The organism is Laceyella sediminis (genome assembly GCF_003003125.1).
GTDB lineage: Bacteria > Bacillota > Bacilli > Thermoactinomycetales > Thermoactinomycetaceae > Laceyella > Laceyella tengchongensis.
Map to the genome: position 1 here is coordinate 243,765 of NZ_PVTZ01000002.1, position 21,696 is coordinate 265,460.

The 21,696-nt window shown below is 53.0% G+C and carries 17 protein-coding genes; 3 read left to right on the top strand and 14 right to left on the bottom strand.

Annotated features, from left to right (window positions below; all coding sequences use genetic code 11):
* Positions 1 to 15 precede the first annotated feature (15 nt).
* From CLV36_RS04000 to CLV36_RS04020, 5 genes are all read right to left on the bottom strand, one after another.
* The gene (locus tag CLV36_RS04000; protein ID WP_106341810.1) at positions 16 to 1,155 is read right to left on the bottom strand and encodes an acyl-CoA dehydrogenase; all 1,140 of its coding nucleotides are present in this window, start codon (positions 1,153 to 1,155) and stop codon (positions 16 to 18) included.
* 167 nt (positions 1,156 to 1,322) lie between these two features.
* A complete protein-coding gene (locus CLV36_RS04005; protein WP_106341811.1) occupies positions 1,323 to 2,465 on the bottom strand; it encodes an acyl-CoA dehydrogenase in 1,143 nt (380 codons plus the stop codon).
* A gap of 28 nt (positions 2,466 to 2,493) precedes the next feature.
* Complete coding sequence (locus tag CLV36_RS04010; protein WP_106341812.1) at positions 2,494 to 3,348, bottom strand: 3-hydroxybutyryl-CoA dehydrogenase; 855 nt, start codon at positions 3,346 to 3,348, stop codon at positions 2,494 to 2,496.
* Positions 3,349 to 3,364: 16 nt separating this feature from the next.
* Positions 3,365 to 4,546 carry an acetyl-CoA C-acetyltransferase gene (locus CLV36_RS04015; RefSeq protein WP_022737341.1) on the bottom strand — a complete coding sequence of 394 codons (1,182 nt, stop codon included), beginning with the start codon at positions 4,544 to 4,546 and terminating at the stop codon, positions 3,365 to 3,367.
* A 279-nt stretch (positions 4,547 to 4,825) separates the two neighbouring features.
* Entirely contained in the window at positions 4,826 to 6,904 is a 2,079-nt protein-coding gene (locus CLV36_RS04020) for a (Fe-S)-binding protein (protein ID WP_106341813.1), read from the bottom strand.
* A gap of 635 nt (positions 6,905 to 7,539) precedes the next feature.
* On the opposite strand from CLV36_RS04020, the gene CLV36_RS04025 reads away from it, so the two are divergent.
* Genes CLV36_RS04025 through CLV36_RS04035 form a run of 3 tightly spaced genes read left to right on the top strand, consistent with a single transcriptional unit; the run spans position 7,540 to position 8,996 of the window.
* A complete protein-coding gene (locus CLV36_RS04025; RefSeq protein ID WP_102993676.1) occupies positions 7,540 to 8,334 on the top strand; it encodes a ParM/StbA family protein in 795 nt (264 codons plus the stop codon).
* Positions 8,331 to 8,615 (top strand): hypothetical protein, encoded by a 285-nt coding sequence (locus CLV36_RS04030; protein WP_102993677.1) that lies wholly within the window; start codon positions 8,331 to 8,333, stop codon positions 8,613 to 8,615. Before CLV36_RS04025 ends, CLV36_RS04030 begins: the two co-directional genes overlap by 4 nt.
* A gap of 24 nt (positions 8,616 to 8,639) precedes the next feature.
* Entirely contained in the window at positions 8,640 to 8,996 is a 357-nt protein-coding gene (locus CLV36_RS04035; RefSeq protein ID WP_106341814.1) for a hypothetical protein, read from the top strand.
* 54 nt (positions 8,997 to 9,050) lie between these two features.
* Here the strand turns inward: CLV36_RS04035 and kamE are convergent, their stop codons facing one another.
* The 9 genes from kamE to argS all read right to left on the bottom strand — a co-directional run bounded on the left by kamE (position 9,051) and on the right by argS (position 21,695).
* Positions 9,051 to 9,815: a lysine 5,6-aminomutase subunit beta gene (gene kamE, locus CLV36_RS04040; protein ID WP_106341815.1), complete on the bottom strand. Its 765-nt coding sequence runs from the start codon at positions 9,813 to 9,815 to the stop codon at positions 9,051 to 9,053.
* Complete coding sequence (kamD, locus tag CLV36_RS04045; protein ID WP_106341816.1) at positions 9,790 to 11,394, bottom strand: lysine 5,6-aminomutase subunit alpha; 1,605 nt, start codon at positions 11,392 to 11,394, stop codon at positions 9,790 to 9,792. The genes kamE and kamD overlap by 26 nt, the downstream gene beginning before the upstream one ends.
* Complete coding sequence (kamC, locus tag CLV36_RS04050) at positions 11,363 to 13,006, bottom strand: lysine 5,6-aminomutase reactivase ATPase KamC (RefSeq protein ID WP_181352816.1); 1,644 nt, start codon at positions 13,004 to 13,006, stop codon at positions 11,363 to 11,365. The genes kamD and kamC overlap by 32 nt, the downstream gene beginning before the upstream one ends.
* A complete protein-coding gene (gene kamB / locus CLV36_RS04055) occupies positions 12,990 to 14,015 on the bottom strand; it encodes a lysine 5,6-aminomutase reactivase subunit KamB (protein ID WP_106341818.1) in 1,026 nt (341 codons plus the stop codon). The genes kamC and kamB overlap by 17 nt, the downstream gene beginning before the upstream one ends.
* Before the next feature lie 21 nt (positions 14,016 to 14,036).
* Positions 14,037 to 15,308 (bottom strand): lysine 2,3-aminomutase, encoded by a 1,272-nt coding sequence (kamA, locus tag CLV36_RS04060; protein ID WP_106341819.1) that lies wholly within the window; start codon positions 15,306 to 15,308, stop codon positions 14,037 to 14,039.
* 63 nt (positions 15,309 to 15,371) lie between these two features.
* Complete coding sequence (kdd, locus tag CLV36_RS04065) at positions 15,372 to 16,421, bottom strand: L-erythro-3,5-diaminohexanoate dehydrogenase (protein WP_106341820.1); 1,050 nt, start codon at positions 16,419 to 16,421, stop codon at positions 15,372 to 15,374.
* A gap of 309 nt (positions 16,422 to 16,730) precedes the next feature.
* On the bottom strand, positions 16,731 to 18,209 hold the full coding sequence (locus CLV36_RS04070; protein WP_342748002.1) for a sigma-54 interaction domain-containing protein: 1,479 nt from the start codon (positions 18,207 to 18,209) through the stop codon (positions 16,731 to 16,733).
* Between the two features lie 73 nt (positions 18,210 to 18,282).
* Positions 18,283 to 19,752: a protein kinase domain-containing protein gene (locus tag CLV36_RS04075; protein WP_106341821.1), complete on the bottom strand. Its 1,470-nt coding sequence runs from the start codon at positions 19,750 to 19,752 to the stop codon at positions 18,283 to 18,285.
* Positions 19,753 to 20,024: 272 nt separating this feature from the next.
* Positions 20,025 to 21,695 (bottom strand): arginine--tRNA ligase, encoded by a 1,671-nt coding sequence (argS, locus tag CLV36_RS04080; protein ID WP_106341822.1) that lies wholly within the window; start codon positions 21,693 to 21,695, stop codon positions 20,025 to 20,027.
* Between the last annotated feature and the right edge of the window lies 1 nt (position 21,696).

The following is a 21,696-nucleotide window of genomic DNA, read 5'->3' on the forward strand; positions in this document are numbered from 1 at the left end:
CGCCGTTCCTCCCGCTTATTTCAATAAATAATTGGCTATGACGACACGTTGGATTTCGTTGGTTCCTTCATAGATTTGCGTGATCTTGGCGTCGCGCATCATCCGCTCGACCGGATACTCCCTGGTGTACCCATATCCGCCGAAGATTTGCACTGCTTCGGTGGTCACTTGCATCGCGATATCCCCCGCATACAATTTAGCCATGGCTGAAGCCTTTCCATAAGGAAGTCCCTCGGACTCACACCAAGCCGCTTGATACGTCAGCAAACGCGCCGCTTCAATCTGTGTGGCCATATCCGCCAGCTTGAATTGGATGGCTTGCAGTTTGCTCAGCGGCTGCCCGAATTGCTTGCGCTCTTTGGCGTAATCACGGGCCGCGTCAAAGGCGCCTTGGGCGATACCTAGCGCTTGAGCAGCGATGCCGTTACGCCCACCGTCCAGCGTCATCATGGCGATTTTGAAGCCTTGCCCCTCTTCCCCCAACCGCTGGCTGGCCGGAATGCGGCAATCTTCAAAAATGATTTCCGTGGTCGGTGATGACCGGATACCCAGCTTTTTCTCTTTTTTGCCGATGGAAAACCCAGGCGTGCCCTTCTCTACGATGAAAGCAGTGATGCCTTTGTGCTTCTTGGTCGGATCAGTCACCGCAAACACGACATAGATTTCCGCTTCTCCGCCATTGGTGATGAAAATCTTGTTTCCGTTGAGGATATAGTCATCCCCGTCGCGTACCGCTGTCGTTTTCATCCCGGCAGCGTCAGAGCCGGAGCCAGGCTCGGTCAACCCGTACGCGCCCAATTTGCTTCCTTCAGCAAGCGGTTTCAAAAAACGTTCTTTCTGTTCGTCAGTGCCAAACTTGTAGATGGGCCAGCTTGCTAGGGAGATGTGTGCCGACAATGTCACTCCGATTGATCCGCACACGCGGGACAATTCTTCCACGGCAATCACATAACTGAGATAATCAGCCCCCGCACCGCCCCACTGCTCTGGAAACGGAATCCCGGTCAAGCCCAACTCACCCATCTTGTCAAAAATGGACCGGTCAAACCGCTCTTCCTCATCCCGCTCTCCGGCACTCGGCGCCACTTCTTGCAAAGCGAATTCACGCACCATTTTGCGCATCATTTCATGCTCTTCTGACAATCGAAACTGCATGTTTTGCCCTCCTGATCTCTGTTATAAGGCGTGTCCGCAAAAAAACTATGTGAAAGAGGCCACAACCTGTTTGGACACGCCCGGATGGTGGATGCCACATGTGATAGCTCTCCTAAATCCCTTCCTATTTGCTTCCATATCCATGAGCAAGGATTTCTACAATCCTATCAGGACGAAAGCACTTCATTGGCAATGACAAGCCGCTGAATCTCATTGGCTCCTTCATAGATTTGTGTCACCTTCGCGTCACGGAACAGCCGCTCCACTGGATATTCCCGCGTATACCCGTATCCACCAAACACTTGCACCGCCTCCGTGGTCACGCGCATGGCCACATCTGAGGCGAACATTTTAGCCATCGCCGCTTCTTTCTTGCAGTTGGCCCCTTCTTCTCGCAACACGGCCGCGCGGTAAGTGAGCAAGCGAGCAGCCTCAATCTCAGTAGCCATGTCGGCCAGCTTAAACTGAATGGCTTGCAGGCGGCTGATCGTGTTGCCGAACTGCTTGCGCTCCTTGGCGTACTGAAGCGCTGCTTGATATGCCGCTGTCGCAATTCCCAGCGCTTGGGTAGCGATGCCGATCCGTCCGCCAGCCAAATTGGACAGCGCCACTTCATAGCCTTGCCCCTCTGCACCCAACCGCTGAGTAACTGGCACTTCCATCTCTTCAAAAATCAAAGAGCTGGTGTTGGACCCGCCCATCCCCATCTTCTTCTCTTTCTTCCCGATGGTGAGACCTGGGGTGTCCTTCTCCACGATAAATGCCGAGATGCCTTTGGTTCCCTTGTCGGGGTCGGTCACCGCGAACACCACATACACGTCCGCTTCACCCGCATTGGTGATGAACACCTTATTCCCCGACAGCACATACCGATCCCCGACGCGGCGGGCTTGCGTACGAATGCGCGCGGCATCCGATCCGGCCTGTGGTTCGGTTAGCGCAAACGCCCCCAAGTACTCCCCCCGAGCCATCCGTGGGACATAGGTTTGTTTTTGTTCTTCTGTGCCGTATTTCAAAATCGGCATCGTTCCCACAGATGTGTGCACAGCCAAAATGACGCCAACCGTAGCGCTGACCTTGGATATTTCCTCCAAAGCCAAAATGTAAGACAAAAAGTCAGCTCCTGCCCCACCATAAGCTTCGGGGATGGGGATGCCCATCAGCCCAACCTCGCCCATGCGCCGGATCACTTCCCGCGGAAACTGATCTCCTTCATCCATGGACTCCAAATAGGGAGTAATCTCTTTCTCTGCAAAATCACGCACCATTCTGCGCATCATTTCTAGTTCTTCCGTTAACAGAAAGTGCATCCCTCTCCACTCCTCCTGTTGCCTCGCCTTAGCTGTATGAATAAAAGCCCCGACCGCTCTTGCGGCCCAGCCAACCCGCCTTCACATATTTTCTGAGCAACGGGCAGGGGCGGTACTTGCTGTCGCCAAACCCTTCATAAAGCGTTTCCATGATGTACAAGCAGGTGTCCAAGCCGATGAAATCGGCCAACGTCAACGGCCCCATGGGATGATTCATGCCCAATTTCATCACTTCGTCGATCGCTTCTGGCGTAGCCACGCCATCATAGACGGCGAAAATCGCTTCATTGATCATGGGCATCAAGATGCGGTTGGACACAAAACCAGGATAATCGTTCACTTCCACAGGCGTCTTGCCCATCCGTTCCGCTGCCGCCATCACCGCTTGGAATGTCTCCTCACTCGTGGCCAATCCGCGAATCACTTCTACCAACTTCATCACTGGCACGGGGTTCATAAAGTGCATACCGATCACTTGCTCCGGGCGACGGGTGGCTGCGGCAATCTCTGTGATAGGTAGGGACGAGGTGTTACTAGCCAAAATCGTATGACTCGGACAGTACTCATCCAAGCGCGTGAAGATCTCGGCTTTCACCTCCATTTTTTCCACCACGGCCTCAATGACCAAGTCGGCATCCTGACCTGCCACAGCCAGATCTGTGGTGAGCGAGATCCGTCCCAAAATAGCTTCCCGCTCCTCCGCCGACAGTTTGCCCTTCTCCACACTGCGCGACAACAAGCTGCCGATCCGATCCAAACCGGCTTGCACACGTTCTTCTGTCGTATCAAGCAAAACCACTTGATATCCGGCTTGCGCAGCCACTTGGGCGATACCGCCTCCCATCTGGCCAGCGCCGATCACACTTACGCGTTGCAATTCCATCTCCACTCGCTCCTTTCTATCCATCCACTCTTACCAAAATGGCATCCCCTTGCGCAGCCCCACTGCAAATAGCCGCTACGCCTAAACCGCCGCCGCGACGCTTTAATTCGTGGATCAACGTCAACAGAATCCGGGCTCCGCTCGCTCCCACCGGATGACCCAAAGCAACCGCGCCGCCATTCACATTCACCTTCTCCTCGCTGACTCCCAACAACTTCATGTTGGCCAAAGCGACGGCAGCAAACGCCTCATTGATCTCGTACAAATCGATCTGATCCGCGGTCAAGCCATGTTTTTTGAGCAATTTTTTCACGGCGTAAGCGGGGGTGATGGGGAAGTCTTTGGCTTCCATGGCAACAGCAGCATGCCCCACGATCGTAGCCAGCGGTTGGACTCCAAGCTCAGCCGCCCGTTTGGCTGAAGCGACGACAAGTGCGGCCGCCCCATCATTCACTCCCGGCGCGTTCCCCGCTGTGATGGTTCCGTTGGTGTCGTACACCGGCTTCAATTTGGACAGTTTCTCCAAGCTGGTGTCAGGCCGGATTGATTCATCCTGATCCACCACCACTTCCTGCCGTTTCGCCTTCACTGTCACCGGCACGATCTCTTCCGCAAACCATCCCGCTTCGACAGCAGCTTGCGCTTTTTGGTGGCTCCGCAGTGCCCAAGCGTCTTGTTCTTCGCGAGAAACCTCTTGTTCCTTCGCCGTCCGACTTCCGTGCACGATCATGTGCACACCGTGAAAAGCGCACCACAGCCCGTCATGGATCATCAAATCCGTCAGCTCCCCATGACCCATGCGCTCACCAAACCGCGCGCCCTTCAGCATGTATGGAGCTTGGCTCATACTCTCCATCCCACCGGCGACGATCACATCCGCGTCCCCCGCCCGGATGATTTGGTCGCCGAGTGTGACACTACGCAAGCCGGAAGCGCAGACTTTGTTGATCGTCTCCGTACCCACTTCCCAAGACAAACCCGCATGACGCGCCGCTTGCCGGGAAGGGATCTGTCCCGCTCCCCCTTGCAAAACCATGCCCATGATCACTTCTTCCACCGCTTCATCAGGAATCCCCGCCTTCGTCAACGCACCTCTGATGGCAACGCCGCCTAACTCCGCCGCGGTCACTCCTTGCAATGCTCCGCCAAACTTGCCAAACGGCGTACGCGCCCCTCCTAAAATCACGGTTTCTGCCATGATCGGCACCCCCCATAGGTTGATTTTCATTCTATCGAGCGTTCGTTCGGCACTCCGGCACAATGAAAACGCCTTCATTTTCAGATTACCTCAACCATTCTGTTTTAACAATAGTTATTCGAATTCTTCTATTCAAATAACATATTTAATTCTGTTTGCCGCCAAGTTGCGCGCTCTTTCCCACTGCGGTTTTGCACATCAAAAAGGCTGTCGGTTTGATCCCGACAGCCTTTTCTAAAGCGTGTCTAACTTGATACTCCAAACGAGCCTTTGTCTTCCTTAGTGAACCCCGTCCGCCACCTCAGCTGCTGAATCAAACTCCAGCGACAAGGCCAAGATTTCGGCCACATCCATCGTTTTCACTTGATCTTCCACTTCTTTGGCCTTCGTACCATCCGATAGCATGGTGAGACAGTAAGGACAAGCACTGCCGATCACCGTCGGGTTCACTTGCAACGCTTGTTCCGTACGCGCGACGTTCACCCGCACCCCTTCTGTTTCTTCCATCCACATCATCCCGCCACCGGCGCCGCAACACATGCCGTTTTCGCGGTTGCGTTCCATCTCGACCACTTCCACGCCCGGAATCTGGCTCAGAATGTAGCGGGGCGCGCTGAACACGCCGTTGTAACGGCCCAAATAACAGGAATCATGGTAGGTGATCCGCTCATTCACCTCTTTGGTCGGTTTGATGCGCCCTTCTTTGATCAAATCAGCCAACACTTCCGTGTGATGATACACTTCCGCCGTCAAGCCCAAATCAGGATACTCGTTTTTAAACGTGTTGTAAGCATGAGGGTCGATGGTAATGATCTTCTTCACTTGATGCTTCTCAAACAAAGCGATGTTATCAGCGGCCAATTGTTGGAACAAGAACTCATTGCCCATCCGTCTGGCCGTGTCCCCGGAGTTTTTCTCTTTGTTGCCCAAAATAGCGAACTTGACGCCTGCGTGATGCAACACCTTTACCAACGCCCGGCTGATTTTCTGGCTACGGTTGTCAAACGACCCCATCGAACCGACGAAGAAGAGATATTCGAAGTCTTTTTCTTCTTTGACCGTGGGCACTTTCACTTCTGCGTCTGCCGTCCATTTGTCGCGATCCTTGCGGTTGATGCCCCAAGGGTTGCCTTGGCGCTCGATATTGGAGAACGTCCGGGAAGCTTCGGCGTTCATCTTCCCTTCAGTCATTACCAAGTAGCGGCGCATATCGATAATTTTGTCTACGTGTTCATTCATCACCGGGCAGGCATCCTCACAGTTGCGGCAGGTGGTACAAGCCCACAGCTCCTTTTCTGTGATGACATCGCCGATCAAGCTAACCGGATACTCACCCTGGCCAGCCAACCGCAACGAAGCTTGGTTTGCCTCTGCGAAGGCGAAGTTGGGTACCCACGGCGTTTTGGAGGTGATCGCCGCCCCTTTCATGGTCAAGTGGTCACGCATCTTAACCATCAAATCCATCGGAGACAACAGCTTCCCTGTTCCCGCTGCAGGGCAGACATTGGTACAGCGCCCGCATTCTACGCAGGCATACAAATCAATCAATTGCTTCTGATTGAAATCTTCAATCTTTCCTACGCCGTACTCTTCAACGCTTTCATCTTCAAAATCGACCAAAGACAACTTCGCTGGTGGTTGTTGCCGCTTGAGGAAGACGTTGAGCGGAGCGACCAGCAAATGAAAGTGTTTTGACTGGGGCACATAAACCAAAAAGGAAAACAAGACCAAAGCATGAATCCACCAGAATACATAAAACAGCACTTGGCCAGCGTCTGCACCCATCCAACCGAGAAATGGGCTAGCTAACACGGAAGAAATCGGCGTGTCCCATGACGAACCGTGCCCTAACCAAACTTTCTCAAAGGCAGCCGACAAGAGAATGGAAGCCATCAAGCTCGTCAGAAAAATAATGACTAAGCCGGATTTTAATCCGCGCTTCAACCGCGGCAATTTCTCAATGTAACGACGGTAGTAAGCGTATAGCGTCGCCAGCAATACGAGGAAGGTAGTGATTTCCTGGATCAAGGTGAACACCGGATAGGCGGGCACGGGAAGATGTTTGCCAGGCACCAATCCTTTGATGAAGAGATCAATCGCCCCAAATTGGATCACAATGAATCCATAAAACATCACCACGTGCATGATGCCGCTTTTGACATCTTTCAACAACTTCTTCTGTCCAAAGACATTGATCCACACTTCGTCGAGCGCTTTTTTGACATCCATGGAAAAGTCAGCGGGCTTCCCCAAGCGGACGTACATATACCGCCGATAAACCACACTGCCGAAGAGATAAAAAGCATAACCCGCAACGGCGATGAACAAAACCAGATTGATCACTTCAAACAGCGACATTGTCCTCTCCCCTTCCACATCATCTTTATGAATGATTGAATTCGCTTTCATACTATTTCGCTAACATTCTAACATAAAATGAGTGGTTATTCATTCATTTGTCATTGTATTTTTTATATAGAGAAAATATTTCCTTACGGGAATTTTGATGCGATTGTTGTGATATGAGTATAGCTTGCTTGTCAAATATGTGACAATGCCTGAAAGACAGGATTTTCACTTTTTGTTCACTTTTTATACACTTTCTATTCACCCATTTTCCTGGTTTCTCCCTTCACAGGCTTCTTACGCCAAAGTTATAAATCAATGATTCCAAGGGCTCACCTTTATTTGTGAACAAATTGAAAACGAAGGTGACTTTTACTACCTTTTCTTGTTCATATTTTGGACAAAAAGGACAATGTATGTCGTTCACAAATTATTTCACGCGCAAACCCTCCTATTTCTCTTATAATATGACTATAGTCAGGACGACAGTCCTGATTATCCGCCCCATTGCTGACAATTGTCATGACTATGGTGCACAACACTCCTCAGATTGAAGACGATAGTCCGTACAATGGTACACAAGAAAGATATTTTAAAGACAGTTGTCCTGACTGTCGTCAACACAACCCAGAAAGGTGGCCCAAAAAATGTTAGTGGCGGTAGATGCTGGACGTGCATATGTGAAAACAATTGTGGGAACCCGCAGGTTCACATTTCCTTCCAAAGTGTCAAAAGCAAGGCAGCGCAACTTTATCCAGACACTAGAGGATGATATGGAGATCCGATATCAAGGAAAGGATTATTTTATTGGACAATTGGCTGAACGGGAGGGTTCGTTCACTCGTCAGATGATGACGGAAAGCAAAGTGAACATAGAGACCGTCCTGTTGATTTTGACGGCATTGTTCCAAGCAGGAGCATTAGGAGACGTTAAGCTGGTTACCGGAGTGCCGATCAATATGTACAGAGATGACGAACGGGCAAGGTTGCGGGCCAAGCTAGAGGGAGAGCATGAAGTGATCCTGAATGGTACATACCGCAAGATCAACATTAAAAAAGCGGCGATTACGATTGAGGGAGGAGCCGCCTATTGGATTCACCGCCGGATGGGGACGGTGCGGATCGTAGACCCCGGAGCCCGCACGACCAATTACGCAACGTTTAAAGATGGGATTTTCATCGACCGGGAGAGCGGAACGATCCCCAAAGGCTGGGACAATGTGCGGGAAGCCGATCCCGAAGAGATGGCGGCCATGCTGGTGGGTCATCTGGGAGGCATGTGGGAGCCGACCGACGTGGTCGAATTAATCGGCGGCAAAGCGCAAGATCTGCTGGAACCCTTCAAACGCGTGGGCTTCATCTATTCCACCACATTTGAAGATCCGCAGTTTGCCAATGCGATAGGGTACTACGCGTTAGGAAAGGAGACCCTTGGTGAATGAGCGGATACAAGAAGCGGGAACGGCGGCAAGTCTCGTTTAACACCGAAGACGCGGTGGAACTGGAGTTGTTGAGATTTATTGACCGCAAGGACATCAACTTTTCGGGGTTGGTGAAGAATCTGCTATTCGCCTACTGCATGGGACAGCTGAAAGCAGATGAACTCTCCGCTTCTCCGTTGTTGCAGGCTGGCGGTAGCAACAACCCCCTTCCTACCCCAAAAGCGGAACGTTCCTCTTCCTTTCAACAAATCAAGGCGAGCGGCATGCCCTTTGATTTTTGATACCAACTTCAGGAGTGAAATGCAGTGAATAAACCGTATTCCTTTAGCGTGCCTTATGATGTAGCGGAGAAATTAACCCCCAAGGAGCGCTTTGTTTACTATGAATTGTGCCGCTTGGCCGCGACCGAACCGACAAAAGACACCACGTTCGGCGTCACCTTGGAACCGGGAAGCCTCATCACTTCCCATTACCGCTTATCAAAAATATTGGATTACGCTTATTCTCAGACAGCGATTATCATCGAACACCTGGCCTACAAAGATCTGGTTGAAATCACTCCCATTGCGCAAGGAGGATTCCAATCTTATTACCTCATCCGCGTTAAAAGCATGGACCAAGGGACGAAGGTACGGCCAGAAGATCGACTTTTTCCATTTTGATCCAAACATCGCAAAACGGTTTTCTCCACTGAACATGGAGAAAACCGTTTTTTATCAACGACGGGATTCCATGCGCGCCCGCTCCCTCCGTGCAATCTCCTGCACAAAGTAGGAAGCCACATGCGGTGCCAAGGTTCCTGGCCCAAATCCAGCATCAAACCCCAACTCTAACGCCAATTCATGATGAATGCGCGGACCGCCACAGATCAAAACAAATCGCTCCCGCAATCCTTCCGCTTCCAGCAATTCCACCAGTTCTGTCAAGTTGGTCACATGCACCCCTTTTTGGGTGACCACTTGCGAGACCAGCAACACATCCGCCTGCAATTCCAACGCTTTGCTGATCAATTCCTCATTCTCTATTTGGCTCCCTAAATTGTATGCCTCGATTTCAGGATACCGTTCCAAGCCATACTCCCCGTTGTACCCCTTCATGTTCATGATCGCATCGATGCCCACGGTATGGGCGTCGGTGCCTGTGCAAGCGCCGATGACCACCAGTTTGCGCCCGATTTGCTCGCGGATAAACTGGTTGATCTCATAAAAGTCCATCACTTTACTTGTCACCTTGGGCACTTGAATCCGGCTGTAATCGACATCCACCTGGCATTTGCCGTAAACAATGAAAAAGGTGTACCCTTCACCCAAGTCTTTCATGTGATACACTTGCGGTTCATCGATTGCCATCTTGGCGACCAATTGCCGCGCCGCTTCCCGAGCTTCTTCTCCCGCCGGAACGGGCAGCGTGAAACTGAGTTGAATCACCCCGTCATTCATGGTGTCCCCATAAGGTTTAACTCTGGTAAAGTCCACACTCATTCCCGTTTCCCTCCCGCTCCGGCAATCCCAATCTTCTGCGGAGTTCCTCCTCCAACGGATTGTAATAATCGATTTCTTTTTCCACCACGCCGCGCAAACCCTTGCCGCCGACCCGCGACCTTTTCACATCGGCGAACACGCCCTGCTCCAAAGCCGTGAACAACCCGCTTTCGCACACTTGCTGAAGCAAGTCCCCCGCCTGCTTCAGCACCTCGGTCGCCCGCTGCTCGATCCGTCCCCCTGGACGGAACAACAGCTCTTCACCCAGACGACGCCCATTGTTGAAAATGTATTGCGCGCTCTCCAAAGCCAATTGGCGGTCATGCATGTGCGGGGTGTGCATCGCTTCCGTCATCATCCCCAATAATTGGATGCCTTGCCCCGTCAGGATGCTCACCAGATTAAACAAAGCATCCTGTACGTGCCCTTTGAAAATGTTACCGGTCATGTGCTTGGTTGGCGGCATGTATTTAAGTGGGGCGTCGGGGAAGAGCTCGCGCGCCAATTGCGCTTGGGCGATCTCCAGCAGCAAACCGTCCTCCAAGTCGGGGTTCATCTCAAATGCATGCCCCAATCCCATCTGCTCAGGCGGCAGTCCGGACAAGAGAGCTAGCTGTTCATTAATGAATTGGGAGGCTGTCACTGTATGGGCCGCTTCAACCGCGTCTGCCGTGGTCAAATAATTGTCTTCCCCGGTATTGATGATAATCCCGGCATAGCTGTTGATCATGCGGGAAAACGCTTGATCGATCAGGGTTCGTTGCATGTTGATGTCACGGAAAAGAATGCCGTACAGCGCATCGTTCAGCATCACATCCAACCGCTCAAGCGCTCCCATCGCCGCGATCTCCGGCATGCACAACCCAGAACAATAGTTGCACAGCCGAATATACCGTCCCACTTCCTCACCTACTTCATCCAGCGCCCGCCGCATGATCCGAAAATTCTCCTGTGTGGCAAACGTTCCGCCAAACCCCTCACGGGTTGCCCCATAAGGCACATAATCCAACAAGCTTTGGCCTGTGCTCCGGATCACGGCGATAATATCGGCCCCTTGCCGCGCCGCCGTTCGGGCCTGCACCACATCTTCATAAATGTCTCCGGTGGCAACGATAACATAGAGATAAGGTTGCCGCCCTTCGCCGATGCGCTCAATCCACTCTTCCCGTTCCCGCCGCCGCGCTTGGATCAAGTCCAGTGCCTCACGGGCCAATCGCTCCCCTTCACGCTGAATCTCCTCGTGTGGGAGAGGGGGCACTTGCAACAAATGGAGTTCCCCCCGCGCCACTTTCTCCGCCACTTCCTGCGCTGAGAGACGATGCGCCAACATCGCCTGAATCACCCAAAAGGCCGCCCCGGAAGAGATCTTCCCTTCTGTCAGCAATTGTTCGACGATCACATTGGGGAGCGGCACGCCCTCATGGTCAATGCCGTCAATCCCCAACAACCGCAGCACAGTCCGCTCCACCGCTACTGTTGTGCGGGTGGAGATGTACTGGTCCACATCTGCTGCAATCACTCGTGCCGCTTCCCGGGCCCGATCGATATCAGCCTGATTCAGCCGCAGTTTTCCCTTCATCTTCCCCACTCCCCAATCGTCGTTCCGCATCCGCCACAATCTCTTCCGGCAACCCTAAGAGCAGGGCCAGGCGGAGAGCGTCGGCATCAAGCGCTTCCTCCCGTTGCACCGGAATGAGTCGATAATCCATATGGCGGTGCAACCGCTCCCGCCACGCCCCTTCACTCCCCAGCCCTTCCCGTTCTAAATCCGTCCATGACAAGCCGGCCACTCGGTAACGGCGGATGCCGGGCAACTGATTCACCTCATGATAATGCGTCACATGCACGGCCCAATCATTCCCTTCGCTCAACCGGCTTGTGATCGCTCGCGCTAAGGCCGCTCCTTCCCGCGGATTGGTCCCCCTGCCGATCTCATCCAACAGAAGCAATCCCTCTCCCGGTTGGTTCAGCCACTGCGTCAAACGCACCACTTCCGCCCCAAAGCGGCTTAAGCCTTGCTTTGTGGACTGCCCGTCGCCCAGCGTGCTCGCAATCCAGTGCATCAAGGGCAGCCGGCAAGCGGTGGCGGGCACAAACAATCCATAATGAGCCAAGACGGCAATCAGCCCTACCGTTTTTAAGGCGACAGTCTTGCCTCCCATGTTGGGGCCAGTGATTACTGTGACACCACGGCCCACTTCCAGATCAATCGGCGTCACGCTTCTCCCTTCCGCGGCCACGTCTTGCGCGATGCCCGGATGGATGGCTCCCTCAAGGAGGAACCGGTCTCCATCCCACTCCGGCCGCACACCGGCCCACTTCTGTCCAGCATGATAGCGGGACCATTGCAAATCGAAGTGCGTCACCTGTTGCATCCAGTACCGCAAACGGGGATACACGCGCCTAAATTCTTCGGTCAACTGGACGCATACCGCCTGTTCCCGCGCTTCCACTTGCTCTTGCAACCTCGCCATCTCTTGATCAGCGACTTCTGGCAAGCGAAACGTGACATCATATGCCGTTTCTGCCTCGCACACGACCCGCCGATCCTGGCGCAACGTTTCTTCTAAAGGCGTGTGGCGCGGAACCGTCCAAGTTCCTAAACGGTTCCGGCGGATACCATACGCTTCCTCGATCTCCCGCTTGCATTGTTCTACGCGCTCTCGCTCCTTGATTTCCATGCGGCGCCATTGTTGCCGCAAGCGGCGCAAATCATCATCATACGCATCATCAATCCAAAAAGCGGCTGTCCGATTAGTACCCGGATTGAGTCGCGCCAAGCACTGTTCCAAAAGCGGAACATCTTCCTCCGGCATCAGGGAAACGACTGTGCACCGATGCTCCCGCATGAGGTGGTGTAGTTGGCCGAATTGCCACAAAAATTGTTTCATGTGGAACCAATCAGTCAGCCCCAACACCTCATCCGCACCCAATTTGTCCAATTGCCCTTCGATGTCCGGCATCTTCTTCAAGCAATGCGAGACCAGTGCTTGGCAACGAGGATGGGCCGCTAGCCACAAGTTGATTTCATCCTGTTCACGAAGCACTTGTTCCCACTCGCGCTCTTCACCCGGACGAAAAGGACGCGCCCGCCGTTTGGCCCGCTTACCCATCGGCGTGAGAGGCTGCCACAAGTTCCAACAATACGCCACATCCAACTCCGCCCATGTCGTTTCATCCCAATGGATCACGATCCCCTCCTTCCTCCAAGGGATCTCGCCATACATCAAAGACCGGCACCGGCTTGCACAGCTCGGCCACACGCGCCTTCAGCTCCTGCGGCGGAAACACATGGCCTTCCGGCGACACAGGATTGACCGCCACCCCTCGCAACACCGCTGACCGCACCGTTTCAATGCGCCCGCCCCGCTCTAAATAACGCCGCAAAAGAACGGGATCGGCGAAGATGCGGGTCCAATCAGATACAATCAGTCGCGGGTAGCACCCTTGCTGCATCATGTGGCGCAACATGCGATCTGTCAATGCACCTGACAGCGCCACCGCCTCCGCCTTCAGGATTTCGGTATTCAGGGCTTCCTGCTCCATCAAGGTCAATGCCGCGCAAGATTTCCATGTACCTTCCCGCTTGCGATACACCCCACGATGAACCAACAGGGGCGTAAGCGCCTCACGATCGGGTTCTGGACAGACGGGCAATGAAAAGAGGCGCAACCACTCTGCTGTCTTAGACACCAATGCGCTCATCGACGCGCCCAGGCTGGCGCCCACCACCAAAATCACGGAGTCGGTGACCCAAGGGCTAGCTGCCATGCGCCGGTCATAAGCGCCGTCCACCACAACCCTTCGTACTCCGGCTCGCTGCAAGCCGTCGATCACCCGGTGCGCCTCTTCCCGCGTATGGACACCGGCCAGCTTCACTTGGGTTGGCCGCGTTGTTTGCGCGATCCACACCTCTCCCAACGTGGTCGTAATCCCGGTCCCTTCCCAAACCGCGAAATGACCGGGCTTTTGATCAATGATCGCACCCGTCGTCGCCACCCAGACCCCTTCAGGAATCTTCAGCTGCGGCTTCGGCCTTCCGCTCCACGCATCCCGTTCCTCCCCGTCAATGCCGATGCTGCACACACCCAGCGGGCCACACAGGGACCACTGTTCCATAAAGGCGCTTAGAACCGTGGTTTTCCCCGCGTTTTTCGCCACACCGACAATCGCGGTGCTCTCACATGTTTTCTCTTTCACCCGCCACCACAACCCTCTTGCTCATCTTTTTTCCAGCACTTCCCCCTGTTTCCGCCGTAGCTCGCGGGTCAATTGTTTGGGCTCCAAGTTGATCCGTTGGTCGCTCAACAGCGCGGCTACACCCAATTGATCCCCGGCCTGCTGGCAATACTCGCAATTCTCTGAGTCGTGCGGATGGTAATGCTCCGGCTCCGGATAACTGGTGATGACCCCTTCAAAGTTGCGCAACACGGTTTTAGACGGCGTCTGTGCGATGACGTAGTTGGGACTGAGCGGTATTTTGCCGCCGCCTCCTGGTGCGTCCACCACAAACGTAGGAATGGCGTATCCCGAAGTGTGGCCGCGCAAATACTCGATGATCTCCAGCCCTTTGGACACGGGGGCCCGGAAATGGCCAATCCCTTCTGAAAGGTCACATTGATAGATGTAATAAGGCCTTACGCGCGTCTTAACCAATTCATGCATCAGTTTTTTCATCACATGGGGGCAATCATTGATTCCGGCTAGAATGACAGCTTGATTCCCGACCGGCACACCCGCGTCAGCCAACATCTCACAAGCCCGGCGCGCTTCTGGCGTCAACTCCTTGGGGTGATTGAAATGCGTGTTAAGCCAGACCGGATGGTATTTCTTCAAAATGGCACACAACTCTTTCGTGATGCGTTGCGGAAACACAACCGGTGCCCGCGTGCCGATCCGGATGATTTCTACATGGGGGATCTCCCGCAGGTTTTTCAGCAGATATTCCAAGATCCGGTCATTGACCAACAAGCCGTCCCCTCCGGAGAGTAGCACATCGCGGACAGTCGGCGTGTTGCGGATGTATTCGATACAAGCGTCCATCTGCTTTTTGGGGACGCCCATCCCGATTTGGCCCGAAAAGCGGCGGCGCGTACAATAACGGCAATACATGGAGCATTGGTTGGTGATCAAGAAGAGAACGCGGTCAGGGTAGCGATGGGTCAGCCCTTTCACTGGGGAATCCGTGTCTTCCAACAACGGATCGGCCATGTCGTACGATGTGCGATACAACTCGGAAGAAATCGGCACCGATTGCATCCGAATCGGATCTTTGGGGTCGTCTGGGTCCATGAGCAAGGCGTAATAGGGAGTGATATTAAGCGGAATCGTCTCTTTAGAGATGTCAACTCCCTTGATTTCTTCCGGCGTCAGATTGATCACTTTGCTCAGGTCGTCATAATTGCGAATCGTGTGGGTCAATTGCCATAGCCAATCGTTCCACTGTTCTTCCGTCACATCTTTCCACAGTTCAATCTCGCGCCAATCACGCATCTACTTCCATCCCCTTTCATTTGTCCGTTCTCCCTCGCGTCACACCCGCAATCTGACAAGCGATCACCCTATCTGCGAAGAAAACCGTTGGCAAAACCAATCATAAAGCGCCGGACATTCCCTTAGGCTCTCCAACGCCAAGGCGGCATGTCCCGGAACATATCCATTGCCGATCATCATCTGTACGTCTTTTCCCACTCCTTCGGCTCCTAAGGCCGCCGTCGTGAACTGGACGGCCATGCTGAAAAACACCACCACGCCACCTTCTTGCGTCGCCAATATCGCCGGTAACTCCGAGCGGGGCACATTGACGCAATTGATGGTCACATCGGCCAACCGGCCCTGGGTAAGCGTGGATACCGTCTCCAGCACTTGCAAGGGGTCAGTCGCATCCAAACATGCGACATGGTGGGCCAATCCCATCGACTCGATGCGGCGGCACGCTTCAGGGTTTGCTTCCAAAGCAATCACACATCCCTGTTGCCCCACCTTTTTCCAAGCTTGGTACAAGGACAACAATCCCGACTTTCCGCCCGCTCCCATGATCACCACCGTATTGGTCGGTTGAACCAAACGAGCAGTCTGCGCCGGTGCGCCACATACATCAAGCGCAGCCAAAGCGACCGGCTCGGGCATGTCAGACGGCAACACGGCATATGGGGCGCTGGCGAACAACACTGCTTTGCCGGCCACTTCCAATTGTCCTGTTTCTAGTGATAGCTCCCTCACTTCTTCCAACCATAACGGAGTCAGCGTCAAAGAAACCAACGAGGCGATTTTGGCGCCCGGGGCAAGCGTTTGGTCAGGAAACGCCGAACCCACTTCCGCCACTGTACCGATCAACATTCCACCCGAACCGGTGACGGGGTTGTGCATCTTTCCCCGCTCTTTTACGATTTCAACAATACGCCGTTTGATCCGTTCGGGATCGCCCTCTGCCTCGGTTTTCAACTGTTGAAATGAAGCCGAATCGATATTTAACCGCTCTACGTTAATCAGCAGTTCATTCTCCCAAATCTCAGGTGTGGCATCCAACTTCCAAGCCGGTTGAGGCAACACACCCGCCGGTTCCAATACCCGGTGCAAACCATAGTGGTGACCCGCTTTTCGCAAACCTTCTCCCCCTTCCGCCGGTTTCCATTCTTATATCATGCAATTTTCATGCCACTGCGGCGGAGCCCATATTTCCACGCTTCTTTCCGCCTCCCCACAAAAAAACTGCCCAAATATGGGCAGTCAGCTTGTAACACGAGAAAAAACGGGCAGTCCATCTAGGGCGTATCTGGCAAATCAAGTAGGGAGATGCAACGGAAAAACCTTTTCCAAATGAGCGCCTCGTCACACGTGAAGCGAATAGGAAACGGTTTTGAAGCCGCTGGCCCATGCACCAGACACGTCTAGTTCGTGTCCGCTATAAAGAAGTCAGCCGCGTTTCCTTTCATTTAGCTTTTTCAATTTGTACTGTAGCGTCTGGCGTGGAATGCCCAACCGTTTGGCCGCTTGCAATACATTGCCGCCAGCTTCCTCCATGGCCTCACGAATCAACCGCGCCTCCACGTCCCACAACATTTCGCGCAGGCAACCTCCACTCCCTTTCATCCGAATCACCTGGGTCGGTACAATTGCTTGGAAATGACGGGGGAGATGCACAAGCCGTAACTCCTCTTCCAATGCCAGATTCAAAGCCCCTTCCACTGTATGCTCCAACTCCCGCACATTGCCTGGCCAATCATATCGGACAAACGCTTCCATCACTTCATCGGCGATGCGCTTCACCGGCGAATGCCACTGCCCTTTTAACTTTCTGAAGAAATAGTGGGTTAAGCAAGTGATGTCTTCCGGCCGTTCGCGCAAGGGAGGGAGATGGATCCCCACCACATGAATCCGGTAATAAAGATCCCGGCGCAACCGCCCTTCCTTAATGCTTAACAAAGGGTCCTCGTTGGTGGCCACAATCACCCGGACATCAAACGAACGCAACTCGGTTCCGCCCACGCGCCGCACTTGCCCATCCTCCAACACCCGCAACAATTTGGCCTGCAAATCAATCGGCATCGCATGGATTTCATCCAAAAAGAGGGTACCTCCGTCCGCCAGCTCTACCAAGCCGGGACGGTCTTCCGCTCCGGTGAAAGCACCGCGCGCCGTGCCAAACAGGATGCCCTCCAACAGAGAAGCAGGAATAGCAGCGCAATTCTGAACGATAAACGGTTGATCGCGCCGCGACGAATCACGGTGAATCGCCTGCACAAACAACTCCTTACCCGTACCCGTCTCCCCGATTACCAAGACGGGAGAATGCGTGCGGGCGGCCCGTCGGGCACGCTCAATCTCTTTGAGCATCAACGGGTTCTGGGTCACAATGTCATCAAAGGAGTAAAAACGTTTAACCTCCTGCTCGCGTGACCCCCGCGGATGCCGTATGCGCTCCTGCAAATGAAGCACTTGATCCGACAATTCTTTCATGCGGGTCAGGTCTTTGGATATCTCTGCTGCCCCGACCACTTTCCCTTTGGATCTAAGCGGAATCGTGCGATTGATGGTTGTCACCCGCTTACCTTTGCGGTTCATGAACGTTTGCTCCCTCTCTTCCAGCGCTTGCCCCGTTTTTAGCACACTCAACAAGGTGCTACTCTTATGGGTCAAGGATGGAAACGCTTCCAACACATGCATGCCGATTACTTCATCCGCAGGCATGCCATCCATTTGCGAAGCGACTTTATTGTAGTAAATGGTGTTGCCCTCCGCATTGACGATATGGACCCCTTCGTCCAAACATTCAAGAAATTCAACGATCATGTCCTGCTTTATCCCGGGGGTAATCATCAAATGAGACAACTCTCCTTTCCTCCGCTTCCGATCCAACTGCCGAAAAATGGTCACTCGTTGACAAAAATTCATCATATCCATTCTAACGAAGGACTCTGTTATTTGTCCAGGAACACCCCAATTCTATAAAAAAAGAAAAGATGCCTTAATCCTTGGCATCTTTTCGCATAAATTCGGGGAGTTCCCCTTTTAATTCTAACACCGCTTCTGCCGCGCCGATGCGCTTTTTCTTGCCATTCACCCATTTGGATTGGTACATTTCGATTTTGACAATCCCATTGATCGTCGTCTGCAACCAGGCTGCGGGAAAACGCACAGGAAAACGAACATCGGACCATTTTTCGTTTGGCGTTTTCTTGAACCGGACATACACACCCGGGTCCACTAAGCGGGAATTGGTTTGGTCAACCACAAAAATATCATAATGAAACTCACTGTCTAATTCATTATTCACTTTTAATGACACAATATAATTGCCGTCTTTCCCAGTCACTTTCACATCACGGAAATATTCGCTTTGCTTACGAGACTCTTTGGGTATTTCTTTCCACCATTTATAATTCCTTTTGGTGTTGTCAGGCAATGAACCACTACCTTGTTTCGGGTTTTCCGCCTGCTGCTTGGCCGGATCAGGAAGAGGTGCGGAATTCCCTTCCAAGTTGCCCAATTGAAACCCGATGAACACCAATGACACCGCCGCCAAGCCAGCGACCGCCCACCAACGTTTGCCCCGATTGCGCGTGGTTGTCCTTCTCGGACGGATGTCATACGTTTCCACATAGGCATCCACTTGCCGGATCGACGCCAATACCTCCTCCAGCGCCTCTTTCATCTGCCGTGCCGATTGATAGCGCTGTTCGGGGTCTTTGGCCAACGCTCTGTGAATCACCTCCACCAATTGCTCTGGAATCTCACTGTTAAGCGATTTGAGATCAGGCACAGGATCATGGATATGCTTCAATGCGATGGAGACAGAATTCCCGCCATTAAACGGCACTCGTCCCGTCAGCATTTCATACAAAACCACACCGAGCGAATATAAGTCGGAGGCGGCGCTCACTTTGGTTCCTGACGCCTGTTCCGGAGAAAAATAATGAACCGATCCCATGACATACCCCGTCTGCGTAATCGCTGACACCCGGGGAAAGTAAGAGATGCCAAAGTCGGTCACTTTATACTGGTTGCCCGGCGCCACCAAGATATTATGGGGCTTGATGTCGCGGTGAATGATTCCCTTTTGGTGGGCATGGTGAATTCCTTCACAAATCTGGATAGCGATTTCAATCGTTTCCTCCGCCCCAAATCGGCCTTTTTTCTTGATCATATCCATCAAGGTTGGGCCTTTGACATACTCCATAACCATAAAATATATCGAATCCTCACGCCCTACATCGTACACATTGACGATATTGGCGTGTGACATGCTTGCCGCTGCTTTTGCCTCACGAATAAATCGGCGAACTGCATCTTGATCATGGCTGAAAGATTGGTTCATCACCTTGATCGCCACGTACCGGTCCAACAGCGAGTCTCTCCCTTTGTAGACGACAGCCATGCCGCCGCCACCGATGCGCTCAAGAACCTGGTACCTTCCAGCCAGCACTGTTCCTTCCATCGGACATTCTCCTTGTGTTCATTACGTTCATGTTCTCAGCGTAACCACTGTCCGGTTTGCTGTTTAATCAATTACTTTTTCCTTTGGTTTCCCATCTACTAACAATCTTTCCTGCACTTCTATTATCAATCTAGAATCTCCTAATGGATGTTACATTTTTTCGAAAATGATAGAGAGGGAAAAAAGGTGTCCGTCAACATCATATCAGTTTTTGCTCAAAAGAAAATCCCCCACCACTCCCAGATGGAAATGATGAGGGCTGGATGAGTTGCTCACATCCGCTCCGGCGCCGACACGCCGATCAGGGACAACCCGTTTCGCAAAACTTGGCGCACACCCGCAAACAGGGCCAGCCGCGCCTGAGACAATTCCGCATCATCGGTGATCACGCGATGTTCGTTGTAATAGCTGTGGAATAGGGTCGCCAAATCATACAGATACCGCACAACCCGGTGTGGCGCCAACTGTTGGGCGCTGACGGCCACTTCTTCCGCAAACTCGCCCAGCTTCTGAATCAGGTCCAATTCCTGTTCCAAGGTGAGGCGCGCCAATACGTTCGCATCCCAGGAAGGCGCCATCCCTTTCTCCTCGGCCAGGCGGAATACGCTGGCGATCCGGGCCGACGCATATTGCACATAATACACGGGATTGGTATTGGACTGTGACACTGCCAAATCCATATCAAAATCAAGGTGCGCATCTGGGCTTCTCATCACAAAAAAGTAACGAGCTGCATCCACGCCTACTTCGTCCATCAATTCTTCCATGGTCACCGCTTTACCCGTGCGCTTCGACATCTTAACCAGTTCGCCGCCTTGATAAAGCTTCACCATCTGGGTGATAACCACTTCCAACTGATCTGCGTCATGCCCCAAGGAGTTGAGCGCCGCTTTCATCCGCGGTATATAGCCATGGTGATCGGCTCCCCAGATGTTGATCAATCGGTCATGGCCGCGCTTTAACTTGTCACGGTGATAGGCGATGTCCGGTGTGAGGTAGGTGAATGACCCATCCTGTTTAATCAAGACGCGGTCTTTATCATCGCCAAATGCTGTCGAGCGGAGCCACAACGCCCCATCCGACTCATAGGTGTACCCTTTTTCTTTCAGCTCAGCAATCGTTTGCTCAATTGCGTCCGCTTGGTACAAGGACAATTCGCTGAACCAAACATCAAATTTAACCCGGTATTTCTCCAAGTCGGCTTTGATCTTGGCCAACAGCTTCTGCTTGCCCACTTCTTTCACGTAAGCCAAACGCTCTTCTCGCTCCATATGTAAGAGTCGGTCCCCTTCCTCCCGAACCAACTCTGCAGCGATGTCGATAATCTCCTGACCGCGGTAACCGTCTTCAGGGAAAACCGCATCTTGGCCCAACGCCTCCAAAACCCGTGCTTCCAATGAAAGGGCCAGCATATTCATCTGGTTACCGGCATCATTGATGTAATATTCCCTGGTTACGTCGTAACCGGCGGCTTCCAAGATGTTGCTGAGGGCATCGCCCACTGCGGAACCGCGGGCATGCCCCAAATGCAGATGGCCGGTCGGGTTGGCGCTACAAAACTCCACATTTACCTTCTCTCCCCGCCCGGTGTTGGAATGGCCGTAAGCCGTTCCTTTTTGCTTGATCTCTTCCAACACGCGCACCAAGAAGGAACGGTCCATAAAAAAGTTGATAAAGCCGGGGCCAGCTATTTGCACATCGCGGATGTTGCCGGCACCGCGATCAAGCTCGGCCACGACTTGTGCCGCGATCTCGCGCGGGTTTTTGCGGGCGATGCGGGTTAATTGCATCGCAATGTTGGTAGCGAAGTCTCCGTGTGCTTTTTCCTTTGGCACTTCCAACGCAACCTCTGGCACGCTCTCTTCCGCCACCAGCCCGGTGCGGATGACTGCTTGCCTGATCTCTTGTTTCAATGTTTCCTTCATCTGTTCAAGCGGATTCATT

Coding starts and splice junctions, on each gene's coding strand:
- kamA (WP_106341819.1), bottom strand. CDS start 15,308: ATGCGTGATTGGCGCGAGATTGAACTGTGGAAAGATGTGACGGAAGAA.
- CLV36_RS04010 (WP_106341812.1), bottom strand. CDS start 3,348: ATGGAATTGCAACGCGTAAGTGTGATCGGCGCTGGCCAGATGGGAGGC.
- CLV36_RS04075 (WP_106341821.1), bottom strand. CDS start 19,752: ATGGAAGGAACAGTGCTGGCTGGAAGGTACCAGGTTCTTGAGCGCATC.
- CLV36_RS04020 (WP_106341813.1), bottom strand. CDS start 6,904: ATGTCGCTGTTTGAAGTGATCAATCTGGTTTTGTTCATCGCCGTTGCG.
- CLV36_RS04015 (WP_022737341.1), bottom strand. CDS start 4,546: ATGGCAGAAACCGTGATTTTAGGAGGGGCGCGTACGCCGTTTGGCAAG.
- CLV36_RS04025 (WP_102993676.1), top strand. CDS start 7,540: ATGTTAGTGGCGGTAGATGCTGGACGTGCATATGTGAAAACAATTGTG.
- CLV36_RS04070 (WP_342748002.1), bottom strand. CDS start 18,209: ATGAATTTTTGTCAACGAGTGACCATTTTTCGGCAGTTGGATCGGAAG.
- CLV36_RS04000 (WP_106341810.1), bottom strand. CDS start 1,155: ATGCAGTTTCGATTGTCAGAAGAGCATGAAATGATGCGCAAAATGGTG.
- argS (WP_106341822.1), bottom strand. CDS start 21,695: ATGAATCCGCTTGAACAGATGAAGGAAACATTGAAACAAGAGATCAGG.
- kamD (WP_106341816.1), bottom strand. CDS start 11,394: ATGAAGGGAAAACTGCGGCTGAATCAGGCTGATATCGATCGGGCCCGG.
- kamE (WP_106341815.1), bottom strand. CDS start 9,815: ATGAGTGTGGACTTTACCAGAGTTAAACCTTATGGGGACACCATGAAT.
- CLV36_RS04005 (WP_106341811.1), bottom strand. CDS start 2,465: ATGCACTTTCTGTTAACGGAAGAACTAGAAATGATGCGCAGAATGGTG.
- CLV36_RS04030 (WP_102993677.1), top strand. CDS start 8,331: ATGAGCGGATACAAGAAGCGGGAACGGCGGCAAGTCTCGTTTAACACC.